Here is a 20,899-nt window from a genome sequence, read left to right as displayed (position 1 = left end):
CGCGGAGAATTTGGACATATGTCGGGACGCAAATCCCTGCTCATCGCGGCAGCGGTCGCATTCGGCCTCGCCGTCATGCCGGCCTCGGCCCAGACCCTGCGCTATGCCAACCAGGGCACCCTGAAATCGCTCGATCCCTACACCTTCAAGGAATCGACCACGATTGCGCACCATGCTCACGTCTATGAGGGGCTGACCGCGCGCGACAAGGATCTGAAGATCATCCCCGCGCTGGCCGAGAGCTGGGAAACGCCCGAGCCGACCCGCTGGCGCTTCCATCTGCGCAAGGGCGTCAAGTTCCACAATGGCGAACCCTTCACCGCCGACGACGTGATCTTCTCCGCCGATCGCGTCCGCGCCACCGGCTCCAACTTCCTCTCCAACGTTCCGCCGGACGCAAAATTCATCAAGGTCGACGACTACACCGTCGACGTGAAGCTCGATGCTCCCAATCCCATCCTGATCTCGCAATGGGATACGTGGTACATCATGAGCAAGAAGTGGTGCGAGGACAACAACTCGGTCGCGCCAACGCCGGTGTCGGCAACCACGCCGAGCTACGCCGCGCTGCATGAGAACGGCACCGGCCCCTTCATCATCGAGAGCCATCAGCCCGGTGTGAAGACCGTGTTCAAGGTCAATCCGAACTGGTGGGGCAAGCCCGAGCACAATCTGAAGGAGATCGTGTTCACCACCATCGCCTCCGACGCCACGCGCGTCGCCGCGCTGCTGTCGGGCGAGGTCGACATCATCGAGCCGGTCCCGGTGCAGGATATCGGCCGCGTCGATTCCAGCCCGAACGCCCAGGTCCTGAAGGGACCGGAGCTGCGCACGATCTTCCTCGGCATGGACGAGACGCGCGACGAGCTGTTGTACTCGAACGTCAAGGGCAAGAACCCGTTCAAGGACATCCGCGTCCGCGAGGCCTTCTACAAGGCGATCGACGTCGAGCTGATCAAGACCCGCGTCATGCGCGGCCTGTCGACGCCGTCGGCGCTGATGATCGCCCCGCAGCTCTATGCGCTGTCGAAGGACTTCACCCGGCCGAAATACGATCCGGACGCGGCCAAGAAGCTCCTGACCGAGGCCGGCTATCCCGACGGCTTCGAGGTCGGCATGGACTGCCCGAACGACCGCTACGTCAACGACGCCGCGATCTGCCAGGCCGTGGTCGGCATGCTCGCCCGCATCGGGGTCAAGGTGAACCTGAACGCCCAGCCCAAGGCGCAGTACTTCGCCAAGGTGCTGAAGCCCGGCGGCTACAACACCTCGTTCTTCCTGCTCGGCTGGACGCCCTCCTCGATGGACGCGCACAACGTGATGCACGACATCATGGGCTGCCGTGACGATGCCAAGGACCCGACCCGGGGCGAGGCCAATCTCGGCAATTACTGCAACAAGGAGTTCGACGCCCTGACCGACAAGGTCCTGGTCGAGACCGATACCGCCAAGCGCAATCAACTGATCAAGCAGGCGTTCGAGATCGGCATCAAGGATTACGGCTACATCCCGCTGCATCAGCAGGCGGTGGCCTGGGGCGTGTCGAAGAAGGTGAAGATTCCGCTGCGCGCCGACAACGCCGTGCTGCTGTTCCTCGCCACCAAGACCGAGTAGTCCTCACGCGACGACGAGTCCCGGAAAGCAGAACTGCTTTTCGGGACTTTTCATTTCCCGCGGCAGGTGCTACGCGCCGCCGCATCTCGAAGGACCTGAAAGGATCAGATGCTCGCCTTCGCGCTTCGCCGAGCAATTCAGGCCATCGGCGTCATGATCGCCGTCGGAATCATCGCGTTCGCCATGTTCCGATTCGCCGGAGATCCGGTGAGCCAAATCGTGCCGATCGATGCGTCGGCCGCGGAACGGGCCAGCATCCGCGAGTCGCTCGGGCTCGACGATCCCTTCATCGTGCAGTTCGGACGCTATCTGTTCGACGCGGCGCAGTTCAAGTTCGGCGTCTCCTATCAGTTCCGGCAGCCGGTCTCCGATCTGCTCAAGGAGCGCATGCCCGCCACACTGGAACTGGCGGTCTGCGCGACGATCCTGGCGCTGGTCTTCGGCATCCTGATGGGCGTGTTCTCGGCGCTGCACCGCGACTCCCTGCTCGCCAAGCTGTTCCAGATGCTGTCGCTGATCGGCATCTCCCTGCCGACCTTCCTGATCGGCATCCTGCTGATCTATCTGTTCTCGGTCACGCTGGGATGGCTGCCGTCGTTCGGCCGCGGCGATACCGTCAGGCTGGGCTGGTGGACATCGGGCCTGTTCACCGTCTCCGGCTGGAAGGCATTGATCATGCCCTCGATCACGCTCGGCCTGTTCCAGATGACCCTGATCATGCGGCTGGTCCGCGCCGAGATGCTCGAGGTGCTGCGCACCGACTACATCCGCTTCGCCCGCGCCCGCGGGCTGACCACGCGCGCGATCCATTTCGGCCACGCGCTGCGCAACACCCTGGTGCCGGTCATCACCGTGGTCGGTCTGCAATTCGGCTCGGTGATCGCGTTCTCGATCATCACCGAGCAGGTGTTCCAGTGGCCGGGCATGGGCCTGCTGTTCGTGCAGGCCGTGCAGAACGTCGATATCCCGATCATGGCGGCCTACCTGATGATGGTGTCGCTGATCTTCGTCACCATCAATCTCGTGGTTGATATCCTCTACACCGTGGTCGATCCGCGCCTGCGCGCGACCATCAGCCGTCCGGCCTGATCATGAGCGACGCAGCCCTCCCCCACCCCACGCCAGTCGAGACGCCGCGCGCCGCCGACGGCTGGCTGAAGCGTGCGTTTGCGAGCGACCTGTTCTACTCGTTCCGCCGCTCCAAGCTGACGGTCGCCGCGGCCGTGATCACGCTGCTGTTCTTCCTGCTTGCGATCTTCGCGCCGCTGCTGTCGCCGCAGAACCCGTTCGACCCGGCCCAGTTGCAGCTCCTGAACTCGCGCATCTCGCCGCTGTGGACCGCCGACGGGCAGAGCCCGTTCCTGCTCGGCACCGACGAGCAGGGCCGTGACGTGCTCTCCGCCATCCTCTACGGCCTGCGCATCTCGCTCCTGGTCGGCATTCTCGGCGTCGCCTTTTCCGGCGCGCTCGGCATCGGCCTCGGGCTGATCGCGGGCTATTTCGGCGGCCGGGTCGACACCGTGATCATGCGCATCGCCGACGTCCAGCTCACCTTTCCGCCGATCCTGATTGCGCTGCTGGTCAACGGCATCGCCAAGTCGGTGTCCGGCAACCGGCTGGACTGGCTCAGCATGCTGGTCGTGCTCGTGCTGGCGATCGGCCTCTCCTTCTGGGTGCAGTATGCGCGCACGGTGCGCAGCTCGGTCCTCGTCGAGAAGAACAAGGACTACGTCGCGGCGGCACAACTGATCGGCCTGCCCGCGCCCGTCATCATGCTGCGCCACGTGCTCCCCAACACCACCGGTCCCGTGCTGGTGATCGCCACCATCAACCTGGCGCTGGCGATCATCACCGAGGCGACCCTGTCGTTCCTCGGCTCGGGCATGCCGGAGACGATGCCCTCGCTCGGCACCCTGATCCGGATCGGCAACAACTATCTGTTCGCCGGCGAATGGTGGATCGTCGCCTTCCCCGGCATCGCGCTCGCCGGGCTGATCCTCGCGATCAACCTGCTCGGCGACTGGCTGCGCGACGCCCTCAACCCGAAACTGCGATGACCCGCGTGATTGCGTCCTTCCGAGGCTCGAGCTCATGACCGCCCCCGTTCTGTCCGTGCGCAATCTGCAGGTCGAGTTTGCGACCCGGCGCGGCACCCTGCGCGCGATCGACGGCGTCTCCTACGACATCGCCAAGGGCGAGGTGCTCGGCGTCGTCGGCGAATCCGGCGCCGGCAAATCCGTCACCGGCCTTGCCGTGATCGGCCTGATCGATCCTCCGGGCCGCATCTCCGGCGGCGAGATTCAGCTCTCCGGGCTGCGCATCGACAACCTGCCGCCGGAGGAGATGCGCAAGGTGCGCGGCAAGCGCATCGGCATGATCTTCCAGGATCCGCTGACCTCGCTCAATCCGCTGTATCGTGTCGGCGACCAGATCATCGAGACCATCAAGACCCACACCAACCTCACCGACCAGCAGGCGCGCAAGCGCGCCATCGACCTGCTCGCCGAGGTGGGCATTCCCGCGCCCGAGAAGCGCATCGACGGCTATCCGCACGAATTCTCCGGCGGCATGCGCCAGCGCGTCGTGATCGCACTCGCGCTGTGCGCCGAGCCCGAGCTGATCATCGCCGACGAGCCGACCACCGCGCTCGACGTCTCCGTGCAGGCGCAGATCATCTCGCTGATCAAGCGGCTCGGCCGCGACCATGGCACCGCCGTGATGCTGGTGACCCACGACATGGGCGTCATAGCCGAGACCTGCGACCGCGTCGCGGTGATGTATGCCGGCCGCGTCGCCGAGATCGGCCCGGTGCAGGAGGTGATCCAGAACCCGCTGCACCCCTACGCCAAGGGCCTGATGGGGGCGATCCCGACGCTCGCAGGCGAGGAGAAGCGGCTGGTGCAGATCCCAGGCTCCATGCCGCGGCTGTCGGCGATCCCGCCAGGCTGCTCGTTCAATCCGCGCTGCAGCGCAGCCTTCGACCGCTGCCGCGTCGACCGGCCGGAGCCGCTGCGCCAGGGCACGCAGGCGGTCGCCTGTCATCTGTATGATCGCGCGACGGAGACCGCGGCATGAGCGACTTCGTCGAGGTCAGGGATCTGCGCCGGGTGTTCGACGTCTCGAAACCCTGGCTCAACCGCGTGATCGAGCGCCAGCCGCAGGAATTCCTGAAGGCGGTCGATGGCGTCAGCTTCGGCATCAGGAAGGGCGAGACCTTCGCGCTGGTGGGCGAATCCGGCTCGGGCAAGACCACGGTCGCGCGCATGGTGGTCGGGCTGCTGGCGCCGACGTCGGGCGAGGTCATCATCGACGGCGTGTCGATGAGCGAAGCGCGCCAGGCGCAGGTGCGGCGCAAGCTGCGCCGGCGCATCCAGATGGTGTTCCAGGATCCCTACGCCAGCCTCAACCCGCGCTTCCGGGTCGACAGCATCATCGCCGAGCCGATCCGTGCCTTCGACATCATCGAGGGCGAACGCCAGATCAAGGACCGTGTCGGCGAGCTCCTGACCCTGGTCGGCCTGCATCCCGACGACGGCCAGAAATTCCCGCACGAATTCTCCGGCGGCCAGCGCCAGCGCATCGCGATCGCGCGCGCGCTCGCCTCCGAGGCCGAGTTCATCGTCTGCGACGAGCCGACCTCGGCGCTCGACGTCTCCGTACAGGCGCAGATCCTCAATCTGATGCGCGATCTGCAGGACAAGTTCGGCCTGACCTATCTGTTCATCAGCCACAATCTCGCGGTCGTGCGTCACATGGCGAGCCGCATCGGCGTGATGTATCTCGGCCGCATCGTCGAGATCGCCGACGGCCGCACCCTCTTCAACGATCCGCGCATGCCCTACACCAAGATGCTGCTCGGCGCCGTCCCAGACCTGTCGATGTCCGGCCGCCAGCGCATTCCGGTCAAGGGCGAGATCCCGAACCCGATCAACCCGCCTGCGGGATGCACCTTCAACCCCCGCTGTCCCCTGGCGTTCGATCTGTGCCGGCAGAAGGCACCGGAGCTGATCGGAGGCGTCGCGTGCCATGCGGTGAACCAGCCGACCGATAAGGTCGTTGTAACGGCATCAGTCGCGTGAACCGGCGAGATCGATTTCGAATGAAGTCGTCATTGCGAGGAGCGAAGCAACGAAGCAATCCAGGGCGCCAAGCGCAGCCCTGGATCGCTTCGCTCGCAATGACGGCGACTGTGTAGGATAGGCAAAGTCCGCCATGAGCTTCATCAATCCCGATCCCTTCACGACCCGCCCCGAGATCGACGGCACCTTCGGCGTCGTCACCTCCACGCACTGGCTCGCCACCGCGGTGGGCATGGCGATGCTGGAGCGCGGCGGCAACGCCTTCGACGCTGGCGTCGCGGCGGCCTTCACCTTGCAGGTGGTCGAGCCGCATCTGAACGGCCCGGGCGGCGACGTGCCGATCATCCTGCACGACGTCAGGCGCGGACGCACCGAGGTGATCTGCGGCCAGGGCCCGGCGCCCGCAGGCGCCACCATCGCGCACTACAAGCGCGAGGGCCTGGACATGGTGCCCGGCACGGGCCTCTTGGCGGCCTGCGTTCCCGGCACGTTCGAATCCTGGATGCTGCTCTTGCGCGACTACGGCACGATGCGGCTGCGCGACGTGCTGGAGCCGGCGATCTCCTACGCGCGCGACGGCTATCCGCTGGTCGAGCGCGTCTCGGCGACCATCCAGACCGTCGAGCAACTGTTCAAGACACATTGGCCGACCTCGGCCGCGCTCTATCTGCCCAATGGCGAGGTGCCGAGGCCGGGCACGCTGTTCACGAATCCGCAGCTCGCGGAAACCTACGCGCGCATCCTGAGTGAAGGCGAGAGCGCTGGTGCTGATCGCGATGCCCAGATCGAGCGCGCGCGCAAGGCCTGGTCGCAGGGCTTCGTGGCCGAGGCGATCGACCGTTTCTGCCGGACGCAGGAGGTCATGGACGTCTCGGGCGCGCGTCACAAGGGCGTGCTGACGGCCGACGACATGGCGCGCTGGCAGCCGACGATCGAGGCGCCGCTGACCTATGAGTACGGCCGCTACACCGTGTGCAAGGCCGGCGTCTGGAGCCAGGGCCCGGTGCTACTGCAGCAGCTCGCGCTGCTCAAGGGCTTTGCGCTCGACGGCCTCGATCCGACCGGCCCCGATTTCATTCATTGGCAGATCGAAGCCGCGAAGCTGGCCTTCGCCGATCGCGAGGCGTTCTACGGCGATCCTGTTTTCGCCGACATCCCGATCGAAACGCTGCTGTCCGATGCCTACAACGACGAGCGCCGCAAGCTGATCACCGACAAGGCCTCGCTCGAGCTGCGGCCCGGCACGCTCGACGGCTACGGCGCCAAGGTCAAGCTGCGCGAGGCGCAAGGCCACCGCGAGGCCGTCGGAGCGATGGGCTCGGGCGAGCCGACCGTCGGCCGCTTCGGCGAGGTGCGCGGCGACACCGTGCATTTCGACATCATCGATTCCCAAGGCAACATGATCTCGGCGACGCCGTCCGGCGGCTGGCTGCAATCCTCGCCGGTCATCCCCGAGCTCGGCTTCTGCCTGGGCACGCGCGCGCAGATGTTCTGGCTGGAGGAGGATCATCCCGCGGCGCTGGTGCCGGGCAAGCGGCCGCGCACGACGCTGTCGCCGACCATGGCGCTGCGCGACGGCGAGCCTTATGTGGCCTGGGGCTCGCCCGGCGGCGATCAGCAGGACCAGTGGAACACGCAGTTCTTCCTGCGCCACGTCCATGCCGGCATGAACCTGCAGGAAGCGATCGACGCCCCGGCGTGGCACTCCGAGCACTTCCCGATCTCGTTCTGGCCGCGCACCGCACGCCCCGGCGTGCTCGTGGTCGAAAACCGCGTGCCCAAGGCGACCGTCGAGGAGCTGCGCCGCCGCGGCCATGTCGTCGAGGTCGGCCCCGACTGGTCGGAGGGCCGGCTCACGGCCGCATCACGTGTCGGCCGCCGCCGCCGCGCCGCCGCCAATCCGCGGGGCATGCAGGGTTACGCCGCCGGACGATAAGAGAGCAACGCGACGATGACCTGGTCGATCATTGCCAAGGACGATCTCACCGGCCGGATCGGCGTCGCCGTCGCCACCCGCTTCTTCGCCGTCGGCGCGCGCGTGCCCTTCATCGTCGCCGGCCACGGCGGCATCGCGACACAGGCGCTGGTCAATCCCTATTACGGCATCGACGGCGTGACGCTGCTCCGCGATGGCCGCCATCCGCGCGAGATCGTGCAACTGCTGACGTCGGCCGATCCCGGCCGCGAGAGCCGCCAGCTCCACATCCTCGATCACAACGGCCAGATTGCCGCCCACACCGGCCGCGACTGCATCGACTGGTGCGGCCATCTCGAAGGCCGAGGCTTTTCGATTGCCGGCAACATGCTGGCCGGCCCGCAGGTGCTGAACGAAACCGCGAACGCGTTTCTCGCTCATGGCGCCCTGCCCTTTGCGGAGCGTCTGATCGCGGCCATGAAGGCCGGCGAGGCGGCCGGCGGTGACAAGCGCGGCAAACAGTCCGCCGCCCTCCTGGTCCACGGCAAGGAGGAATGGTCCGAGCTCGATCTGCGTGTCGACGATCACGCCGATCCGCTCACCGAGCTCGCACGCCTGGAAGGCGTCAGCCGCAGGCATTGGGCGGTGTTCCGGCAGTTCATGCCGACGCGCGACAATCCGGCGGGGATTACGGATCGCGCCACGATCGATGCCGGCATCGCCGCGGCGCTCGCGAGCCAGACATGACCGAGCCGGAAGGACGGCGCGTGACCGGGGTTGGTATGGATAGTGCAAAAACGCAGGCTGCATTTTCGTAGGGGACATCGGATGATGAGGAACTGGTGCTTGGCCGCCGTCGCGGCCGTTGTCGTGGCCTCCTGGGGGCCGGCCGCGCAGGCGCAGACCACCCTGCGCATCGGCCTTGCCGAGGACCCCGACGTTCTCGATCCGACCATGGCCCGCACCTATGTCGGGCGCATCGTGTTCGCCGCCACCTGCGACAAGCTGTTCGACATCGACGAGAAGCTCAACATCGTGCCGCAGCTGGCGCTGTCGCAGCAGACCTCCGCCGACGGCAAGGAGGTCACCATCAAGCTGCGGCCCGGCGTGAAGTTTCACGACGGCGAGCCGTTCGACGCCGAGGCCGCCAAATTCTCGCTCGACCGCCACCTGACCTTTCCCGGCTCGTTCCGCAAGCCTGAGCTGGCCTCGCTCGATCATGTCGACGTCGTCGATCCCCTGACGATCAAGCTGGTGTTGAAAGCGCCGTTCTCGCCGCTGATCGCCCAGCTCACCGACCGCGCCGGCATGATGGTGTCGCCGAAGGCCGCCAGGGAGGCCGGCGACAAGTTCGGCCTGCATCCGGTCTGCGCCGGTCCGTACAAGTTCGTCGAGCGCGTCCAGCAGGACAAGATCGTGTTCGAGAAGTTCGCCGACTACTGGAACAAGGACAACGTCTTCATCGACAGGATCGTCTACCAGCCCATCGTCGATGCCACGGTGCGGCTGGCGAACCTGAAGTCGGGTGCCCTCGACCTGATCGAGCGCGTGCTCGCGACCGATATCAAGGATGTCCGCGCCGATTCCAGGCTCGCGCTGTCGACTGCGATCGAGCTCGGCTACCAGGGCATCACGCTCAACATCGGCAAGGACAAGGCCAAGGGTCCGCTCAGCCAGTCAGCGAAGGTGCGCCAGGCGCTCGATCTTGCGATCGACCGAGAGGCGCTCAACCAGGTGGTCTTCAACGGCGAGTTCATGCCGGGCAACCAATGGGTCAATCCCTCGCATCCCTATTATCAGAAGGCCTTCCCGGTGCGTGCCCGCGATGTCGAGAAGGCAAAGGCGCTGCTGAAGGAGGCCGGCGTGACGACGCCTGTCGCGGTCGATTTCATGGTGCCGAAGGGCGCCGAGACCGAGGCGGTCGCCCAGGTGGTGCAGTCGATGGCCGCCGAGGCCGGCTTCGACATGAAGATCAGGGTCACCGAGTTCGCGACCTCGCTGAAGCAGGCCGAGGCCGGCGACTACCAGGCGTTCATGCTGTCATGGAGCGGCCGGATCGATCCCGACGGCAACAGTTATGTGTTCATGAAGAAGAACGCGCCCCAGAACTACAGCGCGTGGGAGAATCCGGAGGCCGACAAGGCGCTCGACGACGCCCGCCTCGTCACCGACATGGCCCAGCGCAAGGCGCTCTACGAGAAGCTGACCAAGCTCGAGATCGAGGACGAGCCGATCCTCTACCTCTATCACCGCCGTATCCTGATCGCGCACACCAAGAAGCTGGAGGGCTACAAGCAGATGCCGGACGGCCTGGTGAGGGTGGTCGGGCTGAAGCTGAAGTGAGCGGTCAGGTGGCACCTGGTCGTTGGGACGCGCAGCCGGCGCCCCGCACTCACTCCGCTCCCTCCCCCCTTGTGGGGGAGGGTTGGGGAGGGGGGTGCCACGCACTCCGATCTCGCTTGGGGCACCCCCCTCCCTGGCCCTCCCCCACAAGGGGGGAGGGAACGCTGGGGGCGCGACCGGCCTCTCATCGCGAGTATGATCATTGCGCCGCGAGGTCCGGCCCATGCTGACCTTCCTCGCCCGCCGCATCGCCCAGATTATCCCGACCTTGATCTTCGTCTCGATCCTGATCTTCTCGCTGCAGCAGTTGCTGCCCGGCGATCCCGCGCTCGTGATGGCCGGCGAGGAGCGCGATCCCGCTGTCATCGAGCAGATCCGCAAGCAGTATCGCCTCGACCAGCCCCTGCCCGTTCAGTACGGCTACTGGATCAAGGGCGTGCTCTCGGGCGATTTCGGCGAGTCGCTGCGCATCAAGATGCCGGTGCGCGATCTCATCCTGCAGAAGCTGCCCGTGACCCTGCAGCTCGCGGCGATGGCGATCGTGATCGCGTTCCTGATCGGCATTCCCGCCGGCATCGTTTCCGCCGTGAAGCGCGGGACGGCCTGGGACTATGCCGCCAACCTGTTTGCACTGTGGGGCATCTCGACGCCGAACTTCTGGCTCGGCATCATGCTGATCTTCCTGTTCTCGATCCAGCTCGGCTGGCTCCCCGCCTCCGGCTACGTCTCGCCCGCCGAGGACTGGCGCGCCAGCCTCGCCGCCACCATCATGCCGGCCTTCGTGCTCGGCAACGCCATCGCCGCGATCCTGATGCGCCACACCCGCAGCGCGATGCTGCAGGTCCTGGGCAGCGACTACATCCGCACCGCGCGCGCCAAGGGCATCTCCGAGCGCCAGGTCATCCTGCGCCACGCGCTGCGCAACGCCCTGACGCCGGTCATCACGCTCGGCGCGCTCGAGCTCGGGACGCTGTTGTCCGGCGCCGTGCTGACCGAGCAGATCTTCTCGATCCCCGGCTTCGGCAAGCTGATCGTCGACGCCGTGTTCAACCGCGACTACGCCGTCGTGCAGGGCGTCGTGCTGGTCACCGCCACCGTCTACATCATGCTGAACCTGATCGCCGATCTCGCTTATGTCCTCGTCAATCCGCGCTTGAGGAGCTGACATGGCCGAGACGACGCTGTCAGCTCCATCAGGCGCGCGCGCCCTCGCCCCGCTCGAACGGCCGATGCAGCGCACCTGGCGCCGGCTGGTAAAGCGCAAAGGCGCAATGGTCGGGCTCGGCCTGATCACGGCCTTCATCCTGCTCGCCGTATCAGCGCCGCTGGTGGCGCCCTACGATCCCATCAAGACGAGCTGGGCGCTCGTGCGCAAGGCGCCCTCCGCCGCGCATTGGTTCGGCACCGACGATCTCGGCCGCGACGTGCTCGCCCGCGTCATCTACGGCGCGCGCGCCTCGCTGCTGGCCGGCGCGATCTCGGTCGCCATCGCGCTGGCGATCGGCGTCCCCATCGGCATGACCGCAGGCTATCGCGGCGGCTTCATCGATGCCCTGATCAGCCGCATCACCGACGCGATGCTGGCCTGCCCGTTCCTGATCCTGGCGATCGCGCTGGCGGCGTTTCTGGGCCCGAGCCTCGGCAATGCGATGATCGCGATTGGCATCTCGGCGACGCCGATCTTCGTCCGGCTGACCCGCGGCGAGGTGCTGAGCGTCAAGGTCGAGGAATATGTCGAGGCCGCCCGCAGCGTCGGCGATACCGACCTGCAGATCGCGGTCAGGCACATCCTGCCCAACATCATGCCGGCGCTGCTGGTGCAGGCGACGCTGTCGGTCGCCGCCGCCATCATCGCCGAAGCCGCGCTGTCATTCTTAGGTCTGGGCCAGCAGCCGCCGGCCCCGTCCTGGGGCAGCATGCTCAACGCTGCCCAGCGCTTCCTCACCAATGCCCCCTGGATGGCGATCTGGCCGGGGCTCGCGATCTTCCTGGTGGTGCTGTCCCTCAACCTCCTCGGCGACGGCCTGCGCGACGCGCTCGATCCGCAGCAGGAGGAGTAGGCCCTCGCTAGCGCAACACCCTCCAGTGTCGTCCCGGCGTTCGCCGGGACGACAGCGAGGGGTGTCGAGAGACCGGTCAAAACAAAACGGCGGCTGCCAGGGCAGCCGCCGTCGATGTCGTGAGACCAGGCGCCCTCGTCACGTCGCCTTCAGCGCATGATCGGTCTCGGCGTCGAACTGCGCGATCTGCCGGGCGCGCTGCGACTTGGCGGCGGCCTGGTGGTTGGTGGCGATGACGGTGTAGACGGCCGGCAGCACGAACAGCGTGAACAGCGTGCCGATCGACATGCCGGCGACGACGACGAGGCCGATCGAGAAGCGGCTGGCGGCTCCGGCGCCGGTCGCGGTCAGGAGCGGGATCAGGCCGGTGACCATCGCCGCCGTGGTCATCAGGATCGGCCGCAGGCGGATGCGCGCGGACGTCTCGATGGCGGTGCGGCGGTCCATCCCCTCGTTGAGCTGCAGCTCGTTGGCGAACTCCACCATCAGGATGCCGTGCTTGGTGATCAGGCCGACCAGGGTCAGCAGGCCGACCTGGGTGTAGATGTTCATGGTCGCGAGGCCGAAGAACAGCGGAATCAGCGCGCCGACGATCGCCATGGGCACGCTGATCATGATCACCAGCGGATCCCTGAGGCTCTCGAACTGCGCCGCCAGCACCAGGAAGATGATGATCAGCGCGAAGCCGAAGGTGATGGCGAGCTGATTGCCCTCCTGGACGTATTGACGGGCGTCGGCGAGATAGTCGTGGCTGAAGCCGGACGGCAGGTTCTTGGCCTGCTTCTCCAGGAAGTCGACCGCCTGCCCCACGGTGACGCCCGGCATCGGCACGGCGGAGAAGGTCGCCGAGTTGAGCTGGTTGAAATGCGTCAGCGAGTTCGGGTCGGTCGCTGTCTCGATGCTGACGACGGTCGACAGCGGCACCTGCTGGCCGGCCGAGGTCGCGACATAGTAGCCGGACAGCGATTCCGGCGAGATCCGCTTGTCGCGCGGCACCTGCGGAATCACCTGATAGGAGCGGCCCTCGAGGTTGAAGCGGTTGATGTAGTTGCCGCCGAGCAGCACGGCCAGGGTGTTGCCGATCGACTGCATGTTGATGCCGAGATCGCTCGCCTTGCTGCGATCGATCGAGACCTTGACCACCGGCTGATTGAAATCGAGGTCGCTGTCGGAGACGATGAACATGCCGCTCTTGCGCGCGGCGTCCTTCAGCTTGGCCATCTGCTCGTAGACCGCCTGGAAGCCGCTGGTCGAGCTGATCACCATCTGCACCGGCAGGCCGCCGGGGCCGCCCGGCAGCGCCGGCAGGTTGAAGGCGAAGGCGTTGATGCCCTCGATCTTCGACAGCTCCGCCTGCACCAGCGGCTTCAGCTTGATCGAGGAGCGCGTGCGCTCGTCCCACGGCTTGAGCAGCATGCCGGCGAAGCCGCCCTGCGGGCCCTGGATGCCGTTCAGGACGAAGCGCAGATCGGTCTCGGGGAATTTCTGGAACGCCTTGTCGACCTTGTCGGTGTAGAAGTTGATGTAGTCGATATTGGCGTATTTCGGCGCCTTGGTGATCGAGAACACGATGCCCTGATCCTCCTCCGGCGCCAGCTCCTTGGCGGTGTGCATGTAGAGGAAGCCGACGAGGCCGAGGATCGTCAGCGCGAACAGCGCCGTCACCGGCCGGTAGTCGAGTGAGCGGTCGAGCTGGCGGCCGTACCAGCGCGTCATCGCGCCGAACACCCGGTTGACGAGCCGCGCGAAGCGGCCCTCCTCGGCGCTGCGCAGCAGCACCGAGCACATCATCGGCGACAGGGTCAGGGCGATCACGCCGGAGACGATGACCGAGCCGGCGAGCGTGAAGGCGAATTCGCGGAACAGCGAGCCGGTGAGACCGCCGAGGAAGCCGATGGGGGCATACACCGCGGCCAGGGTGATCGTCATCGAGATGACGGGGCCGACGATCTCGCGGGCGCCCTGCAGCGCAGCCTGCACGGGTGCCTTGCCCTCCTCCAGATGGCGGTGGATGTTCTCCACCACGACGATGGCGTCGTCCACGACGAGGCCGATCGCCAGAACCATCGCCAGCAGGGTCAGCAGGTTGATGCTGAAGCCGAGCGCCAGCATCATCGTGCAGACGCCGATCAGCGACAGCGGGATCGTCACGACGGGGATGATGACCGAGCGCAGCGAGGCCAGGAACAGGAAGATGACCACGATGACGATCAGCACGGCCTCGCCGAGCGTGTGCTCGACCTCGTCGATCGACGACTGGATGAACTTGGTGGAATCGTAGGCCACCTTCATCTTCATCGACGGCGGCAGGTTGCGCTCGAGGTCCGGGAACAGCGCGCGCACACCCCTGACGATGTTGAGCGGGTTGCCCTGTGGCGTCGCATCGACGCCGATGAAGATGGCGCGCTCGCCGTTGAAGGCGACGCTGGCGTCGGTGCTCTGCGCCGCGAGCTCGACGGTCGCGATATCCTCCATGCGAACGAAGCCGCCGTCCTTGGCCTTGACGATCATCCGCTTGAACTGGTTGACGTCGGTCAGGCCGGTATTGGTCGTGACGTTGGAGACGATGAAGTAGCCCTTGGCCTGTCCGGCCGCGGACTGGAAGTTGTTGGCCGCGATCGCTGCCGCGACGTCGGTCGGCGACACGTTGCGGCCGGCCATCTTCTCGGGGTTGAGCCAGATCCGCATCGCAAAGGTCTGGCCGCCGAGAATGTTCGCCGCGGCGACGCCGTCGACCGTCGACAGCACCGGCTGGACCACGCGCGTCAGGTAGTCGGATATCGCCGAGCCCGACAGCTCCTCGCTGGAGAAGCCGAGATACATCACCGAGGTCGTCTGGCCCGTCGTCTTGGTGACGATCGGGTCGTTGGATTCCTTCGGGATCAGGTAGCGGACCGAATTGACCTTGGCGAGCACCTCGGTGAGCGCCTGGTTCGGATCGAAATTCAGCTTGATGAACACCTGGATCGTGCTGGTGCCCTGCACCGAGGACGAGGTGATGTAGTCGACGCCCTCGGCGGAGGCGACCGCCTGCTCCAGCGGGGTGGTGATGAAGCCCTGCATCAGGTCGGCGGACGCGCCGGGATAGACCGTCGTGACGTTGACGACCGTGTTCGACAGCTTCGGATATTGCCGGATCGGCAGCACGAAGGCGGCGCGCAGGCCGAGCAGCAGAATGAGCAGGCTGACCACGACCGACAGCACCGGGCGCTTGATGAAGATATCGGTGAAACGCATCGCGGCAATCCCGTCAGCAGAGGTCAGATGAGGTCCGGACGGGCCGCCACGATCAGGCGGCCCGGCATTGGCTCAGAGGTCGCTCAGTAGCGCGGCGGCTTCGCCGGGACCGGCGGCAGCGGATCGGTGGAGATCGCGACCGCGGCGCCGGACTGAATCTTGAGCTGGCCGACGGCGACGACGCGATCGCCTTCCTTGAGGCCCTTGAGGATCACCGCGCGGCCGTTGATGCGGTCGCCGGTCTGCACATAGATGCGGTCGGCCGTCAGCGCGGTCTTGCCGTCATCGGTCTTCTTCTCGTTGATGACGAACACCGAGTCGCCATAGAGCGTGTAGTCGACCGCGGTCTCCGGCACCGTCAGCACCGGCGGCTTGTCCGGCAGTACGACCGTGGTGGTCGCGAACATGCCGGGCCTGAGGATGCGCTCCGGATTGGCGATCGTCGCCTGCACCCGGATGTTGCGGGTGTCGGTCGCGATCTGCGGCTCGATCGTGGTGATCTTGCCCTCGAACGTCTTGCCCGGATAGGCATCGACGCCGACGCGCACGGTCTGTCCGACCTTGAGCTGACCGCTGTCCTTTTCGGTCACGGTGAAGTTGACCCAGAGCTGCGACAGATCGGTCAGCGACACGATCTGCGATCCGGCGGACAGATACTGGCCGACTTCGACCTTGCGGACGCCGAGGTCGCCGTCGAACGGCGCGCGCACGAGCTTCTGCGCGATCAGCGCTTCGGTCTTGGCGACGCCGGCCTGGGCCTGGTCGTAGGCGGCCTGGGCCTGGTCGACGGTCGCCTGCGGGCCGAACTGGCGCGAGGCCAATTGCTTGGCTCGGTCGAGCGACAATTGCGCCACGGTGACCTGGGCCTTGTAGTTGGCGAGGTCGCCCTGCTCCGGCGCATCATAGAGCTGCACCAGCGGTGTGCCCTGCTTCACCGTCGTGCCCGGCGTGAACATGATGTCGGTGATGCGGCCCGAGGCGTCGGAGGTGACGTTGACCTGATGCACGGCGGCGAGATCGCCGACTGCGGTCAACAGGTTCGGCACCGTCTCCGAACTCGCCGTCGCGACGCTGACGTTGAGCGGCGGTGGCTTCATGTTGGCGAAGAACTGCGCGATCATCTTGTCGCGGAACATGTTGAACCACACGAAGCCGCCGACCAGCGCCGCGAGCAGCGCGCCCACGACGATGAACCACAGCACCGGGCGGGTGCGCTTGCGCGGCTTGTCGTCGACCGGCTTTCCGGAGAGCTTGGGTTCCGTCGCAATGTTCATGTCATGCACTTTCTGCCGTCGCCGGCCGGGCCGGAGGTTGCGACAATTCGTGATCGAGGTGGCACGCAATGGCGGCATCGGTCAGGCCGATGCCGCGGAGAATGAATTCGCTGAGCTGGCGCTCCAGGCTCGCAGCAGTTCCATACGGCACACACGGAACGGATGGAAGCCGCGTCAAGGCCGCCATCAATACGGTGTGGTGCGCGAACCAGAACAGGTCACGGGGCGCAGCCACGAGACGCACGGCATCACCACACGCAATGGCGCTTTCCAAGGAGTTAACGAACTTGGCGCCGATCAGATCATCGATCTTCGTATACAGCAGCCTTGCGAATTCGCCATCGTCGAGATGACTCGACGCCATCAGCCGCAGCCGCTGCTCTTCTTCCTCATTGGGGCCGTCGGCGATCCCGAGGAAATGCCGGACCATCCCGGCCATCATCATGACCAGCGTCGCGGTCGAAGGTTCCTGACTGAGCAGCACCTCGAAATCCGGATCGGTCTCGCACTCCTCGGTGAGGATCTCCGCATAGAGCGCCGCCTTGGAGGGGAAATGTTTGAACAGCAGCGCTTCGGAGATCGCCGCCGCCGCGGCCACGCTCTTGGTCGTGGTGCCGGCATAGCCATGACGCGCGAAGCAGCGCTTGGCTGCACCGAGGATCAGCTGCCTCCGGAGATCGCTTGTCATGCGCAAAGTGGACATCGGCCGTGAGTAAATACTCACTTGATTGATGTCAAGAAAGATGCCGCGGCGCAGCAGGGTCGGCGGCCAAGTCCCTGAAATTACAGGTGGGATTTCACGGGCGCCAAAGGCAATTCTATACCTCTCAAAGCGGCGGATCTGCGGCACCGCTCCATCGATGGGTGCAATACCGCGCGGGACCACCGCCGCGGGCGCATTTTCTTCCGCCGCGCGCCATGCGACGGTCACCGCGACAACAACAAGAATCGGCCGGGAGGACCAGACATGACCGACGACGCAGCGCTCGCCAGCCAGTTCGATCTCGAGAGCCTGACGCCGGAGTTCTACGCCGATCCCTACCCGACCTATCGCGCGCTGCGCCGGCACGCCCCGGTCAAGCGCATGCGCAACGGCTCCTATTTCCTCACCCGCTACGACGATCTGGTCACCGCCTACAAGGCAACCAGGACGTTCTCGTCGGACAAGAAGCGCGAGTTCGCGCCGAAATACGGCAACTCGCTGCTGTACGAGCATCACACGACGAGCCTCGTCTTCAACGATCCTCCGGCGCACACACGGGTGCGCCGCCTGATCATGGGCGCGCTGTCGCCGCGCGCGATCGCCGAGATGGAGCCTGCGCTGATCGCGCTGGTCGACGGGCTGCTCGACCGGATCGCGACCAAGGACAGATTCGAGCTGATCGAGGATTTCGCCGCCGCGATTCCGATCGAGGTGATCGGCAACCTGCTCGGCGTGCCGCATGACGAGCGCGCGCCGCTGCGCGACTGGTCTCTCGCCATCCTCGGCGCGCTGGAGCCGGTGCTGACGCCGGAGCAGTTGTCACGCGGCAACCAGGCCGTCGGCGACATGCTGACCTATCTCGAGACCCTGGTCGCACGCCGCCGCGCCGCCCCCGGCAATCCCGAACGCGACGTGCTGACGCGGCTGATCCAGGGCGAGGCCGACGGCGAGCGGCTGAGCGAGACGGAGCTGCTGCACAACTGCATCTTCCTGCTCAATGCCGGCCACGAGACCACGACCAATCTGATCGGCAACGGCCTGGTGCTGCTGTGCCAGCATCCGGCCGAGCGGCAGAGGCTGATCGAGGCGCCCGGCCTGATCCGCACCGCGGTCGAGGAGATCCTGCGCTACGAGAGCTCCAACCAGCTCGGCAACCGGATGACGACCGAGGCGGTCGAGCTCGGCGGCGTCGCCTTGGCGCCCGGAACATCGGTCACGCTGTGCATCGGCGCCGCCAACCGCGACCCCGCCCAGTTCGACGACCCCGAACGCTTCGACATCACCCGCCTCGCCAACCGCCACCTCGCCTTCGCCACCGGCGCGCATCAATGCGCCGGGATGGCGCTGGCCAGACTGGAGGGCGCGGTGGCGATCTCGCGGTTTCTGGCGCGGTTTCCGAACTATCAGCTGGACGGCGAGGCGGTGCGTGGGGGGCGGGTCAGATTTCGCGGGTTTGCGAGCGTGCCGTGTGTGGTCGAGGGCTGACGCGATCGTCGCTCTCGCGATAGCTCCTCCGTCTTGACTTCAGACGGCCCAGCCATGACGGCCTGGGTGGCAGTTCGTAGGGCGGATTAGCGAAGCGTAATCCGCCGCTGACACGGCCAACTGCTATTGAAGGACACGCTCTTCATCAGCGATCCGGCCCCCGGTCACAACCACGCTCAAGCGACCCGCTGTTACAATGCCGCTGCTGCTGGCGCGGCGGATTACGCTTCGCTAATCCGCCCTACCGACTTTACGTAGCGCTCCTCGCTTTGTTTTCGAATTGCAAGATTTTTGTTTCGCTTCATCAGAAATCATGTTATACGCGCGCCGTCCCGTCTCACAAGAGGGGCGCTTCGCGGTCGTCACGAACGTTGAGGCGGGATGCGGTGGGCGTGTTGGTGTCGCAGCGTGGTTTTCCGCGCCGACGAACGGCATCGATGCGCACGGTCAAGTCGCGTGGTCCTGACACCCCGACGCTGGTGTCACGCTTGCGTTGGCGCTCACGCGCCGCGCGGGCAACGGTGGCCAGAAAGCCCGGAGCACCGGGGAGAACGCGAAGCAGCCGTCAAACCATCGCGCGGGGAATGCCGGGTGTTCTCGGCTGAACCTGTGGTTCCTGCCGCCTGCATTTTTTTCCGCAGGCGGGCCATGGGTGCGGCCAGCGCCCGGCATTCCCCGTGCCCTCTCTTCGGAGAGGGCAGGACGAAGGGCAAGACTCGGACGCGAACCGCGCCGCGAGGGGGTGACCGCATGTCTCACCGCCTTCAGCACAAGTCTCATCGTCCCAAACACAGCTCTCACCATCGTCATTGCGAGCGAGGCGACGTGTCCGCCAAAGCCCGAAGGGCGACGGCGGAAGCAATCCAGGGCTGGGCATGCGACTCTGGATTGCTCCGTCGCTTGCGCTCCTCGCAATGACGCCGCGCATAAGGAGACCGCCGAGGGGCGAGCTATTGAGTTACTCGTCATGCCCGGGCTTGACGATGGAGAGGGTGGAATGCTCAACAGCGCGCTGGGGATTTCAGAACACCGCGTGGTCGCCGCGCTCGGCGGTGGCCTCGCCGCGGATCAGCCTGGCGTAGTAGTCGAACAGCCTCTCCGAACCCGTCGACGGCGTGGCGTCGGCGTCGTAGCGGCCGGTGGCGGGGTCGAGCACCAGCATGGATTCGGTGGCGTAGTAGCGGCCGATGCGGGCGAGCTCCGCCTTGTCGGCGAGCGACGGCACGACCCGACCGGCAAGATCGAGCCCGCGGATGACGACGTCGAGCAGCGCCACCGGGACGTGGCGGATGTGCGGCTTGCGTCCGAGCAGCGCGAACAGATGCTCGCCCTGCTCCAGCGGCGTGATGGCCGGTCCGGGGCCGCCGATCGGCAGCACGCGATTCCAGCAGCTCTCGTCATCGAGGCAGCCGGCCAAGTAGTCGCCAAGATCGGCGTCGCTGATCGGCTTGCACGCGGTGAGACGGCCATCGCCGAACACGAGATACGGCCTGCCCTGCTTGACTCGTTCGACCTGCCCCGACAGCGACTTGAAGAACGCGGTGGGACGAACGATCGAATGGGTCAGGCCCTGCTCCATCAAATGCGCTTCGAACGCCAGCTTGGCCTGCTGAAACGCCAGCAGCGGCTTCTGCACGCAGATGGCAGACAGCATCACGAAGTGCGTCACGCCTGCATTGCGGCCGGCCTTCAGCACGTTCACATGAGCCTGGTGGTCGACCGCCCAGGCATCGCGCGGCACGCCGGTCCGCGATGCCATGCAGGACACCACGGCGTCGAAATGCTCACCGCGAAAGCCCTCGCGCGCGAGCGAGACGGGATCGGTGACGTCGCCCGTTCTGACGGTGGCGCCCTGGACCCGCACGGCGTCCTGGCGCGGACGGACGAAGCAGACCACCTCATGCCCCCGCGCGACCAGCGCACGCACGGTGGCGCGGCCGATCGTTCCCGTCGCGCCGAGCATGAAGACACGGCGCGGACCAGACGAAGGGACGACGATAGGAGAGGTCATCGGCTGAGGCGAAACTCTGGAAACCGTCCCAATCTATATCACCGCCTGCCCTTGCGCGGCGTCGAGACTGCCAAGGGAATTCTCGTCATTCCCGGGCCCGTCCCACGGCTGTCCGGTTCAGACAGACTGGACATGGTGCATGGCGTGGATTCTTCTGCGGTCTTGAGCATCGCCAAAT

The 20,899-nt window shown here is 66.0% G+C and carries 15 protein-coding genes; 11 read left to right on the top strand and 4 right to left on the bottom strand.

The genetic code is table 11. The features are described 5' to 3' along the window. Nucleotides 1–18: 18 nt before the first annotated feature. The 10 genes from ACQR10_RS32170 to ACQR10_RS32125 all read left to right on the top strand — a co-directional run bounded on the left by ACQR10_RS32170 (nucleotide 19) and on the right by ACQR10_RS32125 (nucleotide 12,011). Complete coding sequence (locus ACQR10_RS32170) at nucleotides 19–1,614, top strand: ABC transporter substrate-binding protein (protein ID WP_316218874.1); 1,596 nt, start codon at nucleotides 19–21, stop codon at nucleotides 1,612–1,614. Between the two features lie 108 nt (nucleotides 1,615–1,722). Beyond that, complete coding sequence (locus tag ACQR10_RS32165) at nucleotides 1,723–2,703, top strand: ABC transporter permease (RefSeq protein WP_315801361.1); 981 nt, start codon at nucleotides 1,723–1,725, stop codon at nucleotides 2,701–2,703. A gap of 2 nt (nucleotides 2,704–2,705) precedes the next feature. Beyond that, the gene (locus tag ACQR10_RS32160) at nucleotides 2,706–3,671 is read left to right on the top strand and encodes an ABC transporter permease (protein ID WP_316183420.1); all 966 of its coding nucleotides are present in this window, start codon (nucleotides 2,706–2,708) and stop codon (nucleotides 3,669–3,671) included. Between the two features lie 34 nt (nucleotides 3,672–3,705). Further along, on the top strand, nucleotides 3,706–4,689 hold the full coding sequence (locus ACQR10_RS32155; protein WP_316218875.1) for an ABC transporter ATP-binding protein: 984 nt from the start codon (nucleotides 3,706–3,708) through the stop codon (nucleotides 4,687–4,689). Beyond that, the gene (locus ACQR10_RS32150) at nucleotides 4,686–5,693 is read left to right on the top strand and encodes an ABC transporter ATP-binding protein (protein WP_316218876.1); all 1,008 of its coding nucleotides are present in this window, start codon (nucleotides 4,686–4,688) and stop codon (nucleotides 5,691–5,693) included. The genes ACQR10_RS32155 and ACQR10_RS32150 overlap by 4 nt, the downstream gene beginning before the upstream one ends. Nucleotides 5,694–5,826: 133 nt before the next feature. Next, the gene (locus ACQR10_RS32145; RefSeq protein WP_316218877.1) at nucleotides 5,827–7,629 is read left to right on the top strand and encodes a gamma-glutamyltransferase family protein; all 1,803 of its coding nucleotides are present in this window, start codon (nucleotides 5,827–5,829) and stop codon (nucleotides 7,627–7,629) included. Between the two features lie 15 nt (nucleotides 7,630–7,644). After that, entirely contained in the window at nucleotides 7,645–8,355 is a 711-nt protein-coding gene (locus tag ACQR10_RS32140; protein WP_434873698.1) for a DUF1028 domain-containing protein, read from the top strand. A gap of 84 nt (nucleotides 8,356–8,439) precedes the next feature. Continuing rightward, nucleotides 8,440–9,951 carry an ABC transporter substrate-binding protein gene (locus tag ACQR10_RS32135; RefSeq protein WP_434912199.1) on the top strand — a complete coding sequence of 504 codons (1,512 nt, stop codon included), beginning with the start codon at nucleotides 8,440–8,442 and terminating at the stop codon, nucleotides 9,949–9,951. Between the two features lie 223 nt (nucleotides 9,952–10,174). Further along, complete coding sequence (locus ACQR10_RS32130; RefSeq protein WP_316218879.1) at nucleotides 10,175–11,116, top strand: ABC transporter permease; 942 nt, start codon at nucleotides 10,175–10,177, stop codon at nucleotides 11,114–11,116. A 64-nt stretch (nucleotides 11,117–11,180) separates the two neighbouring features. Beyond that, nucleotides 11,181–12,011: an ABC transporter permease gene (locus ACQR10_RS32125; protein ID WP_434912200.1), complete on the top strand. Its 831-nt coding sequence runs from the start codon at nucleotides 11,181–11,183 to the stop codon at nucleotides 12,009–12,011. 138 nt (nucleotides 12,012–12,149) lie between these two features. On the opposite strand, the gene ACQR10_RS32120 is transcribed toward ACQR10_RS32125, so the two are convergent. The 3 genes from ACQR10_RS32120 to ACQR10_RS32110 all read right to left on the bottom strand — a co-directional run bounded on the left by ACQR10_RS32120 (nucleotide 12,150) and on the right by ACQR10_RS32110 (nucleotide 17,210). After that, complete coding sequence (locus tag ACQR10_RS32120) at nucleotides 12,150–15,248, bottom strand: MexW/MexI family multidrug efflux RND transporter permease subunit (RefSeq protein ID WP_434840497.1); 3,099 nt, start codon at nucleotides 15,246–15,248, stop codon at nucleotides 12,150–12,152. An 83-nt stretch (nucleotides 15,249–15,331) separates the two neighbouring features. Next, complete coding sequence (locus ACQR10_RS32115) at nucleotides 15,332–16,522, bottom strand: efflux RND transporter periplasmic adaptor subunit (RefSeq protein ID WP_315801367.1); 1,191 nt, start codon at nucleotides 16,520–16,522, stop codon at nucleotides 15,332–15,334. Nucleotide 16,523: 1 nt separating this feature from the next. Continuing rightward, on the bottom strand, nucleotides 16,524–17,210 hold the full coding sequence (locus ACQR10_RS32110) for a TetR/AcrR family transcriptional regulator (RefSeq protein ID WP_316218885.1): 687 nt from the start codon (nucleotides 17,208–17,210) through the stop codon (nucleotides 16,524–16,526). Between the two features lie 279 nt (nucleotides 17,211–17,489). Between ACQR10_RS32110 and ACQR10_RS32105 the strand changes: the two genes are divergently transcribed. Then, complete coding sequence (locus ACQR10_RS32105) at nucleotides 17,490–18,710, top strand: cytochrome P450 (RefSeq protein WP_434912198.1); 1,221 nt, start codon at nucleotides 17,490–17,492, stop codon at nucleotides 18,708–18,710. 1,021 nt (nucleotides 18,711–19,731) lie between these two features. Here the strand turns inward: ACQR10_RS32105 and ACQR10_RS32100 are convergent. After that, entirely contained in the window at nucleotides 19,732–20,673 is a 942-nt protein-coding gene (locus ACQR10_RS32100; protein WP_434907176.1) for an NAD(P)H-binding protein, read from the bottom strand. Between the last annotated feature and the right edge of the window lie 226 nt (nucleotides 20,674–20,899).

The organism is Bradyrhizobium sp. HKCCYLRH2060, assembly GCF_051168135.1.
Taxonomy (GTDB): Bacteria; Pseudomonadota; Alphaproteobacteria; order Rhizobiales; family Xanthobacteraceae; genus Bradyrhizobium.
Note: the sequence above shows the minus strand (reverse complement) of the source record. Positions and strands in the feature narration are given on the sequence as shown.

What these genes read in the sequence shown, in the direction of transcription:
- ACQR10_RS32115 (WP_315801367.1), bottom strand. Translation starts at nt 16,522, where the DNA reads ATGAACATTGCGACGGAACCCAAGCTCTCCGGAAAGCCGGTCGACGAC.
- ACQR10_RS32120 (WP_434840497.1), bottom strand. Translation starts at nt 15,248, where the DNA reads ATGCGTTTCACCGATATCTTCATCAAGCGCCCGGTGCTGTCGGTCGTG.
- ACQR10_RS32130 (WP_316218879.1), top strand. Translation starts at nt 10,175, where the DNA reads ATGCTGACCTTCCTCGCCCGCCGCATCGCCCAGATTATCCCGACCTTG.
- ACQR10_RS32160 (WP_316183420.1), top strand. Translation starts at nt 2,706, where the DNA reads ATGAGCGACGCAGCCCTCCCCCACCCCACGCCAGTCGAGACGCCGCGC.
- ACQR10_RS32140 (WP_434873698.1), top strand. Translation starts at nt 7,645, where the DNA reads ATGACCTGGTCGATCATTGCCAAGGACGATCTCACCGGCCGGATCGGC.
- ACQR10_RS32155 (WP_316218875.1), top strand. Translation starts at nt 3,706, where the DNA reads ATGACCGCCCCCGTTCTGTCCGTGCGCAATCTGCAGGTCGAGTTTGCG.
- ACQR10_RS32170 (WP_316218874.1), top strand. Translation starts at nt 19, where the DNA reads ATGTCGGGACGCAAATCCCTGCTCATCGCGGCAGCGGTCGCATTCGGC.
- ACQR10_RS32135 (WP_434912199.1), top strand. Translation starts at nt 8,440, where the DNA reads ATGAGGAACTGGTGCTTGGCCGCCGTCGCGGCCGTTGTCGTGGCCTCC.
- ACQR10_RS32110 (WP_316218885.1), bottom strand. Translation starts at nt 17,210, where the DNA reads ATGACAAGCGATCTCCGGAGGCAGCTGATCCTCGGTGCAGCCAAGCGC.
- ACQR10_RS32145 (WP_316218877.1), top strand. Translation starts at nt 5,827, where the DNA reads ATGAGCTTCATCAATCCCGATCCCTTCACGACCCGCCCCGAGATCGAC.
- ACQR10_RS32100 (WP_434907176.1), bottom strand. Translation starts at nt 20,673, where the DNA reads ATGCTCGGCGCGACGGGAACGATCGGCCGCGCCACCGTGCGTGCGCTG.
- ACQR10_RS32125 (WP_434912200.1), top strand. Translation starts at nt 11,181, where the DNA reads ATGCAGCGCACCTGGCGCCGGCTGGTAAAGCGCAAAGGCGCAATGGTC.
- ACQR10_RS32105 (WP_434912198.1), top strand. Translation starts at nt 17,490, where the DNA reads ATGACCGACGACGCAGCGCTCGCCAGCCAGTTCGATCTCGAGAGCCTG.
- ACQR10_RS32150 (WP_316218876.1), top strand. Translation starts at nt 4,686, where the DNA reads ATGAGCGACTTCGTCGAGGTCAGGGATCTGCGCCGGGTGTTCGACGTC.
- ACQR10_RS32165 (WP_315801361.1), top strand. Translation starts at nt 1,723, where the DNA reads ATGCTCGCCTTCGCGCTTCGCCGAGCAATTCAGGCCATCGGCGTCATG.